The 16,081-nt window shown below is 55.9% G+C and carries 10 protein-coding genes and 7 pseudogenes; 6 read left to right on the top strand and 11 right to left on the bottom strand.

Annotated elements, in window-relative coordinates:
• Positions 1-40 precede the first annotated feature (40 nt).
• From ACWWJF_RS05385 to ACWWJF_RS05360, 6 genes and pseudogenes are all read right to left on the bottom strand, one after another.
• Positions 41-409: pseudogene (locus tag ACWWJF_RS05385) on the bottom strand (IS110 family transposase); the annotation flags it as partial.
• A gap of 73 nt (positions 410-482) precedes the next feature.
• Positions 483-671 (bottom strand): annotated as a pseudogene (locus tag ACWWJF_RS05380) (urocanate hydratase); the annotation flags it as partial.
• A 45-nt stretch (positions 672-716) separates the two neighbouring features.
• On the bottom strand, positions 717-2,261 hold the full coding sequence (hutH, locus tag ACWWJF_RS05375; protein ID WP_455868871.1) for a histidine ammonia-lyase: 1,545 nt from the start codon (positions 2,259-2,261) through the stop codon (positions 717-719).
• 186 nt (positions 2,262-2,447) lie between these two features.
• Positions 2,448-3,232, bottom strand: a pseudogene (locus tag ACWWJF_RS05370) (ABC transporter ATP-binding protein).
• A complete protein-coding gene (locus ACWWJF_RS05365) occupies positions 3,232-4,005 on the bottom strand; it encodes an ABC transporter permease (protein ID WP_455870944.1) in 774 nt (257 codons plus the stop codon). Before ACWWJF_RS05365 ends, ACWWJF_RS05370 begins: the two are co-directional and overlap by 1 nt.
• Positions 4,006-4,102: 97 nt before the next feature.
• Positions 4,103-5,044, bottom strand: coding sequence for an ABC transporter substrate-binding protein (locus ACWWJF_RS05360; protein WP_455870943.1), 942 nt, complete (start codon positions 5,042-5,044; stop codon positions 4,103-4,105).
• A gap of 419 nt (positions 5,045-5,463) precedes the next feature.
• On the opposite strand from ACWWJF_RS05360, the gene hutC reads away from it, so the two are divergent.
• Positions 5,464-6,180 (top strand): histidine utilization repressor, encoded by a 717-nt coding sequence (gene hutC, locus ACWWJF_RS05355; RefSeq protein ID WP_455870942.1) that lies wholly within the window; start codon positions 5,464-5,466, stop codon positions 6,178-6,180.
• A gap of 6 nt (positions 6,181-6,186) precedes the next feature.
• Here hutC and ACWWJF_RS05350 read toward each other — a convergent pair whose 3' ends face one another.
• Both ACWWJF_RS05350 and ACWWJF_RS05345 read right to left on the bottom strand, forming a co-directional pair.
• Positions 6,187-6,765 (bottom strand): HutD/Ves family protein, encoded by a 579-nt coding sequence (locus ACWWJF_RS05350; protein WP_455868870.1) that lies wholly within the window; start codon positions 6,763-6,765, stop codon positions 6,187-6,189.
• Positions 6,765-7,151 (bottom strand): annotated as a pseudogene (locus ACWWJF_RS05345) (formimidoylglutamate deiminase); the annotation flags it as partial. The gene ACWWJF_RS05350 and the pseudogene ACWWJF_RS05345, both read right to left, overlap by 1 nt.
• 88 nt (positions 7,152-7,239) lie before the next feature.
• On the opposite strand from ACWWJF_RS05345, the gene ACWWJF_RS05340 reads away from it, so the two are divergent.
• Positions 7,240-8,447, top strand: a protein-coding gene (locus ACWWJF_RS05340) for an IS3 family transposase (RefSeq protein WP_455870941.1) whose coding sequence is annotated in 2 segments (ribosomal slippage) — positions 7,240-7,561 and positions 7,561-8,447 — 1,209 coding nt in all. Because the reading frame shifts where the segments join, the coding sequence is not laid out codon by codon here.
• 37 nt (positions 8,448-8,484) lie between these two features.
• On the opposite strand, the pseudogene ACWWJF_RS05335 reads toward ACWWJF_RS05340, so the two are convergent.
• Positions 8,485-9,204 (bottom strand): annotated as a pseudogene (locus ACWWJF_RS05335) (amidohydrolase family protein); the annotation flags it as partial.
• Between the two features lie 65 nt (positions 9,205-9,269).
• Between ACWWJF_RS05335 and ACWWJF_RS05330 the strand changes: the two are divergent.
• Positions 9,270-10,601 (top strand): IS4 family transposase, encoded by a 1,332-nt coding sequence (locus tag ACWWJF_RS05330; RefSeq protein WP_455868869.1) that lies wholly within the window; start codon positions 9,270-9,272, stop codon positions 10,599-10,601.
• On the opposite strand, the pseudogene ACWWJF_RS05325 reads toward ACWWJF_RS05330, so the two are convergent.
• Positions 10,592-10,951: pseudogene (locus tag ACWWJF_RS05325) on the bottom strand (formimidoylglutamate deiminase); the annotation flags it as partial. The gene ACWWJF_RS05330 and the pseudogene ACWWJF_RS05325 overlap by 10 nt on opposite strands.
• Before the next feature lie 183 nt (positions 10,952-11,134).
• On the opposite strand from ACWWJF_RS05325, the pseudogene hutI reads away from it, so the two are divergent.
• Together hutI and hutG are read left to right on the top strand one after the other, a co-directional pair.
• Positions 11,135-12,360: pseudogene (hutI, locus tag ACWWJF_RS05320) on the top strand (imidazolonepropionase).
• The gene (hutG, locus tag ACWWJF_RS05315; protein WP_455868868.1) at positions 12,347-13,078 is read left to right on the top strand and encodes an N-formylglutamate deformylase; all 732 of its coding nucleotides are present in this window, start codon (positions 12,347-12,349) and stop codon (positions 13,076-13,078) included. The pseudogene hutI and the gene hutG overlap by 14 nt, the downstream one beginning before the upstream one ends.
• A 19-nt stretch (positions 13,079-13,097) precedes the next feature.
• Here the strand turns inward: hutG and ACWWJF_RS05310 are convergent, their stop codons facing one another.
• On the bottom strand, positions 13,098-14,306 hold the full coding sequence (locus tag ACWWJF_RS05310) for an IS256 family transposase (RefSeq protein ID WP_455868867.1): 1,209 nt from the start codon (positions 14,304-14,306) through the stop codon (positions 13,098-13,100).
• 345 nt (positions 14,307-14,651) lie between these two features.
• Between ACWWJF_RS05310 and cysG the strand changes: the two genes are divergently transcribed.
• Positions 14,652-16,073, top strand: coding sequence for a siroheme synthase CysG (gene cysG / locus ACWWJF_RS05305; RefSeq protein WP_455868866.1), 1,422 nt, complete (start codon positions 14,652-14,654; stop codon positions 16,071-16,073).
• Positions 16,074-16,081: the final 8 nt, after the last annotated feature.

Genomic DNA, 16,081 nt, shown 5'->3' with positions numbered 1-16,081 from the left:
TCACCTCCGCTCAGGTGGCCAGTATCAGTGTGCCACTACAATGCAGTGCTCGCATCGCCTGCTGAACCTCCGTTTTCGGCTGAACAAAACGCATTGACGGCCGGGATGCGGCTTCACATATCGCCTCTGCATCAACAAAATCATTTTTATTGCCCTTGACAAACGGGCGCACAAATTGCGGAGAGATAAGTTTTGCTTCATGGCCGCTATCATTGATACGCCGCGCCATAAAGTGTGCACCGGCACAAGCTTCCATAACAACAACCGAGGGCGGGCACGTCGCCAAAAACTGCATTAGCTTTGTGCGCGTAAACTTCTTACGCAGAAGCGCTTTACCTGACTTATCCTGGCAATGAATATGAAAAGAATGTTTACCGAGATCGATACCAATAAGAGTAACGTTTTGCATGATGGCCTCTCCTGAAAGAAAAACACCCTGCCAGCGTACCGCTCACAGAGTGGGGGTGACCATATCATTAGGCCCAGTTGCGTGCCGCCTTGCCAATCCCACCGTACACCACCAGATCTTCGGGCCGTTCAGCGACGTCCGGATCCAGGTTATTCTGAATCATGCGGTACGCCGCTTCGATCAGCCAGTTTTCACAATGCAGTTCACTGCCGTGGGGCGCTCTCACTTCACGCGCACCCGCCTGTTCCACAGATGAGTTCATAATGCTGTTCCTTTGATATTCGGTTAATGTCCGTAGCCTGTCGGGTTATTGAGCATAAGTGGGCAGCAACGTAGCCACCTGTTCCGGCCATTCGGCCTGGCTTGCCCAGCGACACATGGCGGCAATATCCGGTGCCAGATAGCGATCTTTGTCGAGGAAAGGCACCGCCTGACGAATGCGCATTAACTCCTGTTCCAGCAAAGTGGAACTGCGTAACGGGCGGTGGAATTCGATACCCTGTGCAGCCGCCATCGCCTCGATACCCACCACGGCAGCGGTGTTGTCACACATTGCGCCTAAACGACGGGCCGCGTAAGTGGCCATGGAGACGTGGTCTTCCTGATTAGCAGAGGTAGGCAGGCTGTCAACGCTGCCGGGATGCGCCAGCGATTTGTTTTCCGATGCCAAGGCGGTGGCGGTCACTTGGGCTATCATAAAGCCCGAGTTCACGCCGCCATCCGCTACCAGGAAAGGCGGCAGTGCCGACAGGCCAGTATCGAGCAGCAGCGCCAACCGGAGTTCAGATATCGCGCCAATTTCCGCGACAGCAAGGGCAATAATGTCAGCGGCGAATGCCACCAGTTCAGCATGGAAGTTACCGCCAGAAATCACATCACCGTTGTCGGTAAATACCAGCGGGTTGTCAGACGCCGCGTTGGCTTCAATTTGCAGAATGCGAGCCGCATGCGTCAGGTTATCCAGACAGGCTCCCATCACTTGCGGAATACAGCGGATGGAATAGGGATCCTGTACCCGAGCACAATGAATATGCGAATCCATGATGCCGCTGCCTTTGAGCAGCGCATCCATCGCCGCCGCCACCGCAATCTGACCTTGCTGGCCGCGCGCTTTGTGGATGCGCGCATCGAACGGTTTGGCCGAACCACGAATGGCCTCCAGCGAAAGCGCACCAGCGACCAGTCCCGCCCCAAGCACCTGCTCTGCGCCAAACAGACCGCGCAGGGCAAGCGAGGTGGAAACCTGTGTCCCGTTAAGCAGCGCCAACCCCTCTTTCGGTCCCAACACCAGTGGCTCAACGCCAGCCAGCGCCAGCCCTTCTCGTGCTGGCAGCAGTGCGCCATTGATTTTGACCTGCCCTTCCCCCAGCAGCATCAGCGACATATGAGCTAATGGAGCCAAATCACCCGACGCCCCTACCGATCCTTTTTCCGGCACGCACGGCATAACGCCCGCGTTGAACAGCGCCAGCAAGGTTTCAATCACCTGACGGCGTACGCCGGAATGGCCTCGCGCCAGGCTCACCACTTTGGTCGCCATCACCAAGCGCAGCACGTTATCGGGCAGCAGTTCACCTAAGCCAACACTGTGCGACAGCACCAGATTACGTTGTAACTCCGCCAGACGATCGGAAGGAATGGAGGTACTTACCAGCTTGCCAAACCCGGTATTGATGCCGTAGACCACCCGATTCTGCCGCACGATATCAGCCACCTGCTGGCACGCGGCATCCACGTCAGCCCAGGCCTCTTCGGCGAGCGTCAACGTGACGCCACCGTGATAAATCGCCCGAAGCGTCTCCAGATCGACTGCACCTGGAGTGAGGCAAATCGACGGGGGTGTTGTCGTCACAACCTATTCCTATATATACAAGTTGAGCTGAAGTAAAAACGCCATAGGCGTTTTGAAGTTGCTTATAAACTCACTTTACTCTTCATCATCCTCGGCGAAAGCCGGGGATCTCTGCCAGAAGAAACGCGTGTAACCTGCAAGAGATTCCCGCCTACGCGGGAATGACGGAAGTTTCTTCACAGCAAATTAATGCGCCAACGCCTGGAGCGTTTCGGCGCGAATCTCTTCGGTCACCCTGGCCTTGAGCGCCATAAATTCCGGCGAAGTTTTCAGGGTGTAATCACATGCCCTTCAAAGGCAACCGCCACTTCGGTTTTGATGCGTCCCGGGCGAGCACTAAAAATCGCTACTCGGTTACCCATAAAGATAGCTTCATCAATATCGTGCGTGACAAACATCACCGTCTTTCGTGACGCTTCCCACACCGAAAGTAAAAGTTCCTGCCTCATGACGCGCGTCTGGTTATCCAGCGCGCCAAAAGGTTCATCCATTAACAGCACTTTGGGATCGTTCGCCAATGCGCGCGCAATCGCGGTGCGTTGCTGCATTCAACCAGAAAGCTGACGCGGATAGTGATGCTCAAAACCTTTCAGGCCTACCTGATGAATGTAGTAGTCACAACGCTCCTGCTGCTGCGCCTTGCTGATGCCGCGCTCCTGCAAACCAAAGCAGATGTTCTGCGCCACCGTCAGCCAGGGAAACAGCGTATAGCTTTGAAACACCATACCGCGATCCGCGCCCGGTCCTTCCACCAGCGCGCCATCGAGCCACACTTCGCCGCTGGTGGGCGAATCCAACCCGGCGATGATGCGCAACAAGGTGGATTTGCCACAACCGGACGGCCCGAGAATGGTGATGAAGTCGTTTTCCTGTACCTGATAATCGACGGGCAACAGCGCCTGAGTCTGTTCACCGCGCGGGCCGGTAAAGATGCGCTCGACCTGGCGTACCGCTAATTTGCTGTGGGACATTACAATAAGCTCCAGGAAAACAGGCGTCGGTTCATCGCCTTAAACAGAAAATCTGACAGCAGGCCAATCACTCCGATGACGATAATGCCGAAGATGATCTGTCCGGTGTTCAGCAGTGCCTGACTGTCCACAATCATGTGACCGATACCGCTCGACGAGCCAATAAGCTCAGCAACAATCACGTAAGTCCACGCCCACCCGAGCACCAGTCGCAGCAGTTCGGCGATTTCTGGTGCCGCACCGGGGATCAGCACGCGACGTACCACGCTACCGTTGCTGCATCCCAACGTGTAGGCCGCCTCCACCAGATCGCGACGCGCAGCCCCTACCGCTACCGCCACCATCAACACAATTTGGAAGAAGGAGCCAGTAAAGATCACCAGAATCTTCTGCATCTCACCGATGCCCGCCCATAGGATCAGTAGCGGAATAAACGCGGATGCCGGTAAATAGCGACAAAACGACACAAAGGGTTCGAAAAACGCCTCGCACAGTTTGTACGCGCCCATCAGAATGCCTAGGGGAACACCGATGATCGCGACTAGCAGGAACCCTGCCAGCACGCGCATCACCGTCATGGCGATATCCTCAGAGAAGTTATACTGGGTAAAGAGGATCGCCCCTTCACGCAGCATGGTCAGCGGATCGGCCAAAAAAGTCGGTGATACCGAACCGCTGAACGTCACCATTCCCCAAAGGGCAAAAAACAGGACAAAAAAGGTCACCCCAAGTGCCACGCGCAACCGCACGGCAACAGGCCGTAGCGGCACCATCAACGGATTGTGCCAGCGCGGTGCAGCGTCAGGTAACGCCGCAGGCAGCAAAGGCAGATTGTCAGTCGCGCGAGAATCACTCATCATGCCAATATCCTTATTTCACGTAGCTGGCGTCATACAGGGTGCTGATATCCGGGATCTTGCGAATCACGCCCATTTCCAGCAGCAGTTTGGCCGCTTCGTTGCTAAAGGTTTCGATCTCACCGCTGAAGAATTTGCGGTTCTGTTCTCTGTCCTGCCAACGCAGATAGCTGGCTGATTTAGCAAAATCCGCGCCGCTTGATTTCACCGCAGCCCCCATGATCTCATAGGATTTGTCCGGCTCAGCCTTGATCATCTCCAGCGCATCGAAATAGCTTTCCACCAATGCCTTGGCGGCCTGCGGATTTTTCGCGAGGAAATCCGGCGTACAGCCAAGCGTGTCCATTACCATCGGGTAATCGAGCGTGGTGGCAATGATCTTGCCGCTTTCAGGCTTGTCACGCACCGTGGAGAGATAGGGCTCATAGGTCATGGCGGCATCGTTTTGACCGGCAAGCAGGGCCTGCTCAGCGGCCTGTGGCGAGAGCGTTGCCGTCTTCACATCTTTAAGCGTCATGCCGTTTTTATCCAGGATCCACGCCAGCGCAAAGTAGGGTGAAGTGCCCGGTGCATCGACACCAATGGTTTTTCCTTTCAATGACTTGATATCATTGATCGGACCACGTACCGCCAAACCGTCAGCACCGTAGGATTTATCCAACTGTACAATCTGTTTAATCGGCACACCGTTGGCGTTCCAAGCGACATAGGTTTCCACCGTGGTGGTGGCACATTGAATCGCACCGGAGGCCACGGCCAGATGGCGATCTTTTTGCGGGATCATTTTGATCGACACGTCCAGCCCGTGCTTCTTGAAGATGCCCGCTTTATCGGCCAGCGTCAGCGGCGCAAAGCCGGTCCAGCCAGAAATACCGATCGCTACCGGCGTATCTGCCGCCTGCGCCACGCCTGCCGATACCATGCAAAGCGCCATCAGGGTCGCTTTCCAGCCCATGTTACCTCGTGCTTTGTTCATTCGTTCCGCTCCTGTGAGAGAAGTCATTACCCATGCGGCAAACTGCGCCAACGTTATTGTCTAATCTTGTATAGACAAAAAAAGCAAGCAGTGTGCCAATATCACAGAATCGGCGTTTAATCCTTTATTGGCGGGAATAGTGTGAAAGTACCATGCAGGAAAACAGGTTCCAGAATAGTGCATTGCTCCTGTTTGGCGCACCATGATGACTCGTGATTAACGAGGTAGCGCGTAAAAACACGCTGCCTGCCCTGAACAATCGGCTGTCAGCAGCACGGCACCGTTTTTTCTCTATTGTCTATACATACGCGCATAAAATTCGCTACACTGCACAAAAGCGTAGGGTCAAGGAGAACACCGTGGTGACACAGCAGCGCGCATCGCAACTTGCAGGCGCCATGAGCGATATACCCGCCCCCATTTATCAACGGGTCAAGCAGGCGATTATCAGCCAGATTCGCACGGGTGCCTGGCTGCCTCACCAGCGTATCCCGTCAGAGAGCGAGTTGGTCAACGAGCTCGGCGTTAGCCGTATGACGATTAACCGCGCGCTGCGCGAGCTGACCAGTGAAGGTTTTTTGCTGCGTATGCAAGGGGTTGGTACGTTTGTCGCGGAGATCAAGGCCTACGCGGCCATGCTGGAAGTGCGCAATATCGCCGAAGAGATTGCCGAATGTGGACATCGCCACAGCAGCCGCGTGTTAGCGCTGCAAAGTCTGAAGGCGGAAGGAGAACTGGCAGAACAGTTTGATATCTCACCGGGGCAAACGCTGTTCCACTCGCAGATCGTCCATTATGAAAACGATCTTCCGGTCCAACTGGAAGATCGTTACGTCAATCCCGTGGAAGCACCGGACTATCTGCAACAGGATTTCACCCATCGCACCCCTTACACCTATCTCAGTCAGGTGGCCCCACTTACCGCCGGCGAACATATCGTGGAAGCCCTGATTCCAGACGATCACCAGCGTCAGGTGTTGGCACTTGATCCACTGGAGCCGTGTCTGATGATCCGCCGTCGCACCTGGCACAACGCGCGTATTGTTACCGTCGCTCGCCTGATCTATCCCGGTTCACGCTATCGCCTGTTCGGCCGTTTCAAGACCCACGGCTGATGGCTGTCAGCACTTGCTCTCGCGGCGAAATACTGCGGTGTAGAGCAGCCAGGCATCCTTGGTCAGTGGCGTGAGGTCGCGTTGAGGTTGTTGGCTTGCCCACCACACGCCTTGTCCCGCCTGACAGATTTCCTCACCAATGCGCCAGCAGCCGTCCATAACATAGAGCACGCCCGCTTCCTGCGCGCCCAGTTGCATCGAGTCACGCACAGCTATCACGGTGGCATAATGGCTGTCGTGCCGTGTCATGATATTAAAATCTCGGTTGGCAGCATCCCCGTCATGGGTCACGATCGGCGTGGCGGAAAGTGGCGTTTCACCGGCAAAAAACAGCGGCTCGCCGCGCCGCAAACGGTGCGAAAACGCCGGAAAAACCAGAGAAACACCTGAGCCTTCCAACAAGGTAATAATGCGATCAACGCCCGGAAAGGCAGAAAAGTCACCGGCCTGCGCAATGGTGGCAATGCTGGCTCGCCAGGCAAACCCTTCCCCCTCCACCGCAGGAACGCTGATGATTTCCCGTGTTTCTCCGCCACCGTTGCGCCAACGGCTGACCGGTAAGGTATTCACATCAAAAAATGGCATCAGAGACTCCCCAACGCATCCATGACCGTGGCGAACTGGCGGTCAGATTCATCATCCAACGCATGACGCCCCTGATGAATCACCTGTTTCCCAGCAACCCACACATCGTGAATTTGCTGGCGCTCACCGGCAAACAGCCAGCGATTGAGCAGCGCGCGGTCCGGCAGACCGTGTAACCAGGCATTGTCCTCCAGCACCAGCCAATCGGCGCGATAACCCGGAGCCAGCGCGCCGATGGTCACCCCACAGGCCGCCGCTCCGCCCGCCAGCGCCTGCCGATAAAGCACATCACCGACAGCAGGTTTCTCAGGCGTTACTACGCGGTTGCGCCGTCTGTCACGTAAGCGTTGCGCATATTCCAACCAGCGCAGCTCTTCCAGCAGTGATGTAGCCCCCTGTAACACCAGACAGTAGCTGTATCTCCAGATAAGAGATAGGCTTAGATATATGTCTAACAATCATGCTAATTTTGAAATGACCGGGATCCTGTTAGGGCAAGAAGTCCGTAAGCGTAAAACTCCGCAAGAGAAAATCGCCATCATTCAGCAGACAATGGAGCCGGGGATGAACGTCTCCCATGTAGCCCGCCTGCATGGCATCCAGCCCAGCCTTTTGTTTAAGTGGAAGAAGCAATACCAGGAAGGAAGCCTCACCGCCGTTGCGGCCGCAGAAGAAGTGGTTCCAGCTTCGGCGCTGGCGACTGCCCTCAAGCAGGTCCGGGAGCTACAGCGCCTTCTGGGTAAGAAGACGATGGAAGTTGAGATCCTCAAAGAAGCAGTGGAGTACCGCCAGTCGCGAAAATGGATAGCGCACGCGCCCTTGTTGCCAAAGGACGGGGAATAGCTCTGGTCAGCCGCGCCATGAGCGTGTCGCGTGCGCAGCTGTCACTGCGGGTTAACCGTTCTGCCGACTGGCTGGACAGGCGCAGCAACCGGCGTAATGACGAAGCTGATGCTGAGATATTATCGGACATCCTCCGTATCATCAGCGACATGCCCAGTTACGGTTACCGCCGAGTGTGGGGTATCCTGGGTAAGCAACGTCGTGCAGAGGGACTTCCACCGGTGAACGCCAAACGGCTTTACAGGATAATGAGCGAGCATAACCTGCTGTTGTTGCATGATAAAACTGAACGTCCGAAGCGGGAGCATAAAGGCAAAATCGCGGTAGCAGAGAGCGATATGCGCTGGTGCTCAGATGGCTTCGAGTTCGGTTGTGACAACGGCGAGAAGCTGCGGGTGACGTTCGCACTGGACTGCTGCGACCGGGAGGCCATAGACTGGGCAGCGAGCACCAGGGGTTATGACAGTTCAACCGTGCAGGATGTGATGCTGAGGTCGGTGGAAAAACGCTTCGGTAGCGCGCTGCCGGATAAACCAGTGCAATGGCTGACGGATAATGGTTCAGCGTACACAGCGCATGAAACGCGGAAGTTCGCCAGAGAACTGAATCTGGAGCCCTGCACAACAGCAGTGAGCCGTCCACAGAGTAACGGCATGGCAGAACGGTTCGTGAAGACGATGAAGGAAGATTACATCGCCTTCATGCCAAAACCCGATGTGCGAACAGCGCTGAAGAACCTTGCAGCGGCGTTCAATCATTACAATGAAAACCATCCGCACAGTGCGCTGGGATACAACTCCCCAAGAGAATATCGGCGCCAGCGGGCATCGTTAACTTAAGATACAAAAACTGTCCGGAGATGGTGGGTCAAGATCACAGCTCTTCCAGCAGGTTCAATAAGACATGGCTGTCCGAACCGATGCCCCAGCGGCCGCCCAGTGCGACATACTGGTCCAGCGCAAAGATGCCATCGCCAAGGTTGGCTTCCGTGGTCGGACACAAGCCCGCAATGGCTCCGCTGGCTGCTACACGCTGAAGCTCGCGTTCATCCAGATGTGTGGCATGAATCAACGTCCAGCGGCCATCCACAGCGAAGCGATCGTATAGCCAGTTCACCGGACGTTCGCCGCTCCAAGCCACGCAGTCTTCCTCCTCTTTTACCTGCTCGGCAATGTGAAGGTGTATCGGCAACGTTGTCGGCATGGCTGCGAGCACGTCGTTGATTTGGCCTTCGCTGACAGCTCGCAGCGAGTGAAAACAAATCCCACCTGAAAGCAGCGGCTTATCCCGTAACAACGTTGCCAGCCGCTGCTGCTGGGCTAGATAGTGCTCGGTATGCTGGATGAAACGCCGTTGCCCTGGCAGCGCAGGCTGGGCACCAAAACCGGCGTAGCTGTAGAGCACCGGAAGCAGGGTTTGTCCGATGCCCACGAGCTCTGCCGCTGTCATCAGTTGCAGCAGCATGTCATCCTGCGCGTAAGGCTTCCCGGCCGGATCGTGATGCAGGTAGTGAAACTCAGCAACCTGGGTATAGCCCACCTCGTTATACACAAGTCCGCAACGCCTTATATGCCAAGGGTTAGCGGGCTGAAATAGGCAGCCGGTGGGGTTGTAAATGAAGTGAAACCGACGTGTACTATCGCCATTTACGGCGCTGAAAAATGACACGGGATTCAGATGGCTGGGCACACCAAGAACTGGAAGGGGTAAATCTTGGTGACACGAGGCTCAATAAGCGCGCCAAAGGGCTTTTGATACGGCTGGCTGAGAATCCGCAAGCCAGCATTACGCATGCGTGCCTCGGATGGTCTGAGACGCTGGGTGCTTACCGCTTCATGGAGAACCAAGCATTCGAATGGCGAGACATTCTGCAACCTCACTGGCAGCGTACGCAGGAAAGGATCCGAGAACACGAGGTTGTGCTGTGTATCCAAGACACTACCAAGCTTGACTTCAACGGGCAGCAAATCCAAGGCTTGAGTCCCTTGAACTACGAAGCCAGGCGTGGTCTGTACCTGCATCCGACCTACGCGGTCAGTCCGGATCGCGTGGGGTTGGGCGTACTGGATGCGTGGATGTGGGCAAGAGAGCCGAAGGATGCAGACGGAAAACGCGATGGGCTCAAGGAGAGTACGCGCTGGCTCGAGGGATACGAGCGAGTTGCTGAACTCGCCTCGGAGTTGCCAAACACACGTCTGGTGTACTTAGCCGATCGCGAAGCGGATATCAAGGCGTTGATGCAGCTCGCTGATGACCTTGGCACTCCGGCTGACTGGTTGATCCGCTCGACTCATAATCGCAGTCTGGACTGTAATGAGAAGCTTTGGCAGAAGGTTGGAAAGACCGTGCCGGTGGGAGAAATCCAATTCGTTATGGCGGCTCGCGCGGGGCAGAAGGCGCGTACGGTGAAACAGGCGCTGCGCGTGAAGCGAGTGTCGCTGCGTTGCGGGTTGGCAGTGACTTGTGTGATAGCCAAGGAAATTGAGCCGCCAGCAGGCGTGAAGCCGGTCGAGTGGCGGTTGCTGAGCAATCGCGTACCTGAAGGACGAGAAGATATCGTGGAGTTGATCGACTGGTATCGGGCTAGATGGGAAATCGAGATGTTCTTCAATGTGCTGAAGAACGGCTGCTGTGTCGAAGCGTTACAGTTATCGACCGTGGATCGCATTGAGCGGGCATTGGCGCTGTTCATGATCGTGGCATGGCGCATCGCCTATTTAATGCGTATGGGACGAACCTGTCCAGAGCTGGACGCAATGTTGTTCTTTGATTCCGACGAGACTCATGGCGCTTACCTACTGATGAACAAGCGTATGCCCAAGGGCCGCCCTAAGCTAAACGAAGTATTGCGCTTAGTTGCGCAACTCGGAGGCTTTCTTGCTCGAAAAGGCGACGGTGAACCAGGCGCAAAAACTATCAGGAAAGGCTTGCAGAAAGTCATGACGGCCGCCGAAACGCTACGCGCGCTCAGGCACGAACAGAGATGTGTATAACTAGGTGGGGTATAGCCCCCTTTCAACATCTCGATATAGAGTCGGCTGGCGATAGCTCTGACCTGTTCCGGCGTCAGGTGGCCTACCAGCCGATACATCAGATCGCGCCAGGTCCAGAAGCTGTCTTGCGGATCGCCCGCCACTTCTGCCAGCCCAGCCATCGCGCGCTGAAAAGCATGTGAATGCAGGTTCGCCATCGCGGGCAGCACAATACCCGGCAATGACTGCGTTTCTTCTGACGTGGCGTTTTGCTCGACGCCAGTAATCACGCCTTCGGCGGAAACGGCAATGCGGACATTGCGCGCCCATCCCTTCGGCAACAGGGCGCGCGGAGCGAAGAAGCTCGGCATGGTTGACGGTTATGGTTTGAGTGCCTTGCCAGTTGTATATACCTATACATATACCAGTTTACCGGCCAACGGCTATAGTGAATTATTATGGTCACAATAAGAAAAAGCTATCCTGCGGCCCTTGTCGTTCCAGTGCGGGTAGGTTAGCTTGTCTTTGGTTGTATATATAAGAAGAGTGACATCATGACTCAACGATTATCCTGCGACAGCCTGTGGCTTGGCGCAGATCTCGTCACCCTGCGTGATGTGCGCTACCAGATCATTCATGATGGCGCGCTTGCCTTAGCAGAGGGCAGGATCGCCCGGGCTGGGCCGCAAGCGCAGCTACCAGACTATGACGCCGATACAACTACCCACTTCGACGGCGGTATCATTACGCCCGGTTTTATTGATTGCCACACTCACCTGATGTTCGGTGGCGATCGCAGTGACGAATTCGAACAGCGTCTCAATGGCGTAAGTTATGCCGACATCGCCGCCAACGGTGGAGGGATTCTCTCCACCGTGCGCGCCACGCGTGCCGCAACGGAACAGCAGTTGGTCGAAAGCGCACGACAACGATTAGCCTTGCTGTTAGCCGAAGGCGTCACTACCGTCGAGATCAAATCCGGCTATGGTCTGGATATCGACAGCGAAGTGAAAATGCTCCGCGCCATACGCCAACTGGCCGCACAGGTGCCCGCGCAGGTGGTTGCTACCTGTCTGGCAGCTCATGCCGTTCCACCGGAATACGCAGGGCGCGCGGACGCATGGATTACCACACTCTGCGACCAGTTGCTGCCGCAGGTCGCACGAGAGCAGTTGGCCAATGCCGTTGATGCCTTCTGCGAACACCTGGCGTTTTCCCCTGCGCAAGTTGAAACACTGTTTAACACCGCCAGGCAGCTCGGACTGCCAGTAAAATTGCACGCAGAGCAGCTCTCCGCACTAGGCTGCAGTTCCTTGGCGGCACGCTACCATGCGCTCTCTGCCGATCATCTGGAATACCTGACGGAAGAGGACGTTCGGGCCATGGCGGCCAGCGGCACGGTCGCCGTGCTGTTACCGGGTGCTTTTTACCTGCTGCGCGAAACGCAGAGACCGCCGGTAGAATTGCTGCGCCAGTACGGCGTGCCCATGGCCATCGCCAGCGATGGCAATCCCGGCACCTCACCGGCCCTCTCTCTGCGTCTGATGCTCAATATGGCGTGCACTCTGTTTCGACTCACGCCGGAAGAAGCATTGGCCGGTGTCACCTACCACGCCGCGCGCTGGGGCTACAAACGAGCCACGGATCGCTGGAGGTTGGCAAAGTGGCCGATTTAGTACACTGGCCGGTAGCGCGTCCGGCAGAATTAACCTATTGGCTGGGTGGGCAGTTACCCTGTACCACCGTTTATCGAGGGAGTGTTCGTCATGGAACCGTTTGATTTTCAAAGCGGCACGCTGCCGTTATTGGTCAGTATTTCCCACGCGGGAACCCGGCTTACGCCCGAAGTCGAAGACGGACTGAGTGACGCAGCGCGCCCTCAGCCGGATACCGATTGGCATATTCAACAGCTGTATGATTTTGTACGCGAGATGGGAGCCAGCATATTGGTGGGCCACTATTCGCGCATGGTGGTCGATCTCAACCGTCCCGCTGACGATACGCCGCTCTACGCAAGCGCCACCACCGGGCTGTTTCCCAGCACCTTGTTTGATGGCACGCCTACTTTTGTCGCGGGTAAAGCCCCAACGCCTGAGCATCGTAACGGCTACCTGCAACATATCTGGCAGCCCTATCACCAGCAAATCCAGCGAAAACTCGATCGCCTCAAAGCGCGTTACGGCTATGCCATGCTGTTCAATGCCCACTCCATTGCGTCACACATTCCGCGCCTGTTTGACGGCAAGCTGCCCGATTTGAACATCGGTACCAACGGTGGCGAAAGCTGTTCTCGCGAGGTAGAAGCGACAATACGTGCATGCTGTGAAGCACAGGATCAATACAGTTGGGTGATTAACGGGCGTTTCAAGGGCGGCTACATCACCCGCGCCTACGGGCAACCTGCGCAACAGCAACATGCGGTGCAACTGGAATTGGCACAGTGTAACTACATGGAAGAGCAAGCGCCCTTTGCCTGGCACGCAGGACCCTGTACATGATTCTGTGTAAATGCCTTTCTCAGTAGTGACCGTCCAGGCGGTCACCGAACTCGATAATAAAACGGCTCATTGCCATACGCCAGTCCCGCAGTGGCATCGTCCATTTCTGTGAGGCCGACTGGATTGCCAGCCACACCACCTTTTTCACTGCGTCGTCAGTCGGGAACACCTTGCGTTTTTTAATCGCATGCCGGATCACACTGTTCAGCGACTCGATGGCGTTGGTTGTGTCGATGACTTTGCGGATATCTGCCGGGTAAGCGAAGAACGTTGCCAGATTGCTCCAGTTCGTCTGCCAGCTCCGGCTTATCTGTGGATAGCGGCTGTCCCATGCGCTGGCGAATGCTTCCAGCCCCTGCTGGCCTGCTTCTTCCGTAGCGGCCTGATAGATGGCTTTCAGGTCGCGTGTGACGGCTTTGTAGTCCTTCCAAGAGACGAACCTCAGGCTGTTGCGTACCATGTGCACGATGCACAGCTGGATGCGGGCTTCCGGATACACCGCGTTGATGGCGTCCGGGAAGCCTTTCAGACCGTCGACACAGGCGATGAGGATATCGTTCAGGCCGCGGTTTTTTAGTTCTGTCAGCACATTGAGCCAGAACTTCGCGCCCTCGTTTTCGGCCAGCCACATACCCAGCAGTTCTTTCTGGCCCTCGATGTTGATACCCAGTGCCAGGAACACGGATTTATTGATGACGCGACTGTCCTGCCGGACCTTCAGGATGATACAGTCAAGGTAAACAATGGGATAGACTGCATCCAGTGGACGATTTTGCCATTCAGTAACCTGTTCCATCACGGCGTCGGTGACCTTCGAGACCAGCGCCGGTGAGACATCCGCGTCATACAGCTCGTTGAACGCAGACGCTATCTCGCGGGTGGTCATCCCTCTGGCGTACAGGGACAGGATTTGGTTATCCATCCCGGTGATCCGGGTCTGGTTTTTCTTCACCTGTTGTGGTTCGAAGGAGCCATCACGATCGCGCGGAGTACGTAGTTCCAGAGGGCCATCGCCGCTGGTCACGGTGTTTGTGGAATAGCCGTTGCGGGAGTTGGCCCCCGGTTTGGGCTGATTTTTATCGTAGCCCAGATGGTGGGACATTTCGGCGTTGAGAGCAGCCTCAACGCTGATTTTCTTCAGCAGGCGATCGAATTGGCTGAGAGCGTCAGGGGTTTTGAGATTTTTGGCCAGTTCGTTAGCCAGAGCCTGCAACTGTTTTTCGTCCATAAATTAACCTGTTTTTGATGTTGGATTGAACATATCAAAATCAGGCAATTACACAAATTTATGTACAGGGTCAACCCCCCAGGTCGGTCAGAGATGGCCGACCTGACTGGGCTTAGCTCATAATTCCTCAACCTGAAATCTTTTCTCACAGTGGTGATATTCACGCTGCATGAGCCTAAAGATGTTTTTATAATCCAACAAAAATCAATCGATAAGCATTACGTTGCACTTCCTGCCCCGCTTTTATTCCATTACGGAACTTATCATTCCAATTCGGCATTTCATAACCCTTCCTACAGCACCGTATAGTCTACTTATCCAATTTTTAACTTTGTTAAGGCGATTGTGAACTATCTCCCTTTGTTCGCTGAAGTGAAGCAGCGTGTAGTGTTGGTGGTCGGCGGTGGTGAGGTAGCAACGCGCAAGATTGATTTGCTGTTGCGTGCGGGTGCCGACGTGCATGTGGTGGCCAAATCCCTGGCAGAGCCGCTATTGGCAAAGCACAACGCCGGTCAGTTGCACTGGCTGGCGCAGGAATTCTCCCCAGAACAGGTGGATAAGGTCTTTCTTGTGATCGCCGCTACCGATGATGTGGTGTTGAACGCAGCGGTGTCTAAAGCGGCACAGCAGCGCTATCGCTTGGTTAACGTGGTGGACGATCAGCCCAAATGCTCGTTTATTTTTCCGTCTATTGTCGATCGCTCGCCGTTAGTGGTGGCGATTTCGTCGGGGGGACAAGCGCCGGTGTTGGCGCGCTTATTGCGCGAGAAACTCGAGGCGTTGCTCCCTGCCAGTTTGGGCGATATGGCCCGAGTTTCGGGGGAATGGCGCGATCGGGTCAAAGAGCGGTTTCATTCGATGCGTGCGCGTCGTCAGTTTTGGGAGCGGCTGTTTAATAGCCCTTTTGCTGACCAGATCGCCTCCGGGCAACAGAAGGTTGCAGAAGAAACCCTGCGCCAGCAGTTAGATCAACCTCAGCAGGTGCAGGGGGATGTGGCACTGGTGGGGGCCGGGCCGGGAGACGCCGGTTTGTTGACCCTGCGTGGTTTACAACTGATCCAATTGGCGGATGTGGTGCTCTATGACCATCTGGTGAGCCCGGAAGTGCTGGAGCTGGTGCGCCGCGATGCGGAAAAAATCTGCGTCGGCAAGCGCGCCTCCGCGCACTCATTGCCGCAGGGGGAGATCAACCGTCTGCTGTTTACGCTGGCATCAAGCGGTAAACGTGTGGTGCGCCTGAAAGGCGGCGATCCGTTCATCTTTGGGCGCGGCGGTGAGGAAGTGCAATACCTGGCAAAGGCCGGGGTTCCCTTCCAAATCGTACCGGGGATCACGGCGGCTGCGGGCGTTACTGCCTATGCCGGTATCCCGCTTACCCACCGCGATTACGCGCAAAGCGTGCTGTTTATTACCGGGCACTGCCGTCCCGACGGAGAAGTGCTCGATTGGTCCACGCTGGCGCGTGGGCGCCAGACGCTCGCTATCTACATGGGTACGGTGAAAGCGGCGGAAATCAGCCAGCAACTGATCGCCCATGGGCGTGCGCCGGATACGCCGGTGGCGGTGATTAGCCGTGGTACGCGAGCGGATCAGTCCGTGAACATCGGCATGCTGGCGCAGTTGGAGACCTTGGCACATCAGGTTCCGACGCCGGCATTATTGGTGATTGGCGAGGTGGTTGCACTGCACCATCAACTCGCCTGGTTTGGTCTACAGGCGCAGGAGACCGGGAAAACCGGACGTTCTGCGTTCGTGAATTTGGCTTGAGGAAGGGT

It is taken from the genome of Symbiopectobacterium sp. Eva_TO (genome assembly GCF_053848865.1).
Note: the sequence above shows the minus strand (reverse complement) of the source record. Positions and strands in the feature narration are given on the sequence as shown.

Excerpts from the sequence above, each read along its gene's own strand:
- ACWWJF_RS05365 (WP_455870944.1), bottom strand. The coding sequence starts at position 4,005 with ATGGTGCCGCTACGGCCTGTTGCCGTGCGGTTGCGCGTGGCACTTGGG.
- ACWWJF_RS05360 (WP_455870943.1), bottom strand. The coding sequence starts at position 5,044 with ATGGGCTGGAAAGCGACCCTGATGGCGCTTTGCATGGTATCGGCAGGC.
- hutC (WP_455870942.1), top strand. The coding sequence starts at position 5,464 with ATGAGCGATATACCCGCCCCCATTTATCAACGGGTCAAGCAGGCGATT.
- ACWWJF_RS05350 (WP_455868870.1), bottom strand. The coding sequence starts at position 6,765 with ATGCCATTTTTTGATGTGAATACCTTACCGGTCAGCCGTTGGCGCAAC.
- ACWWJF_RS05330 (WP_455868869.1), top strand. The coding sequence starts at position 9,270 with ATGACACGGGATTCAGATGGCTGGGCACACCAAGAACTGGAAGGGGTA.
- hutG (WP_455868868.1), top strand. The coding sequence starts at position 12,347 with ATGGAACCGTTTGATTTTCAAAGCGGCACGCTGCCGTTATTGGTCAGT.
- ACWWJF_RS05310 (WP_455868867.1), bottom strand. The coding sequence starts at position 14,306 with ATGGACGAAAAACAGTTGCAGGCTCTGGCTAACGAACTGGCCAAAAAT.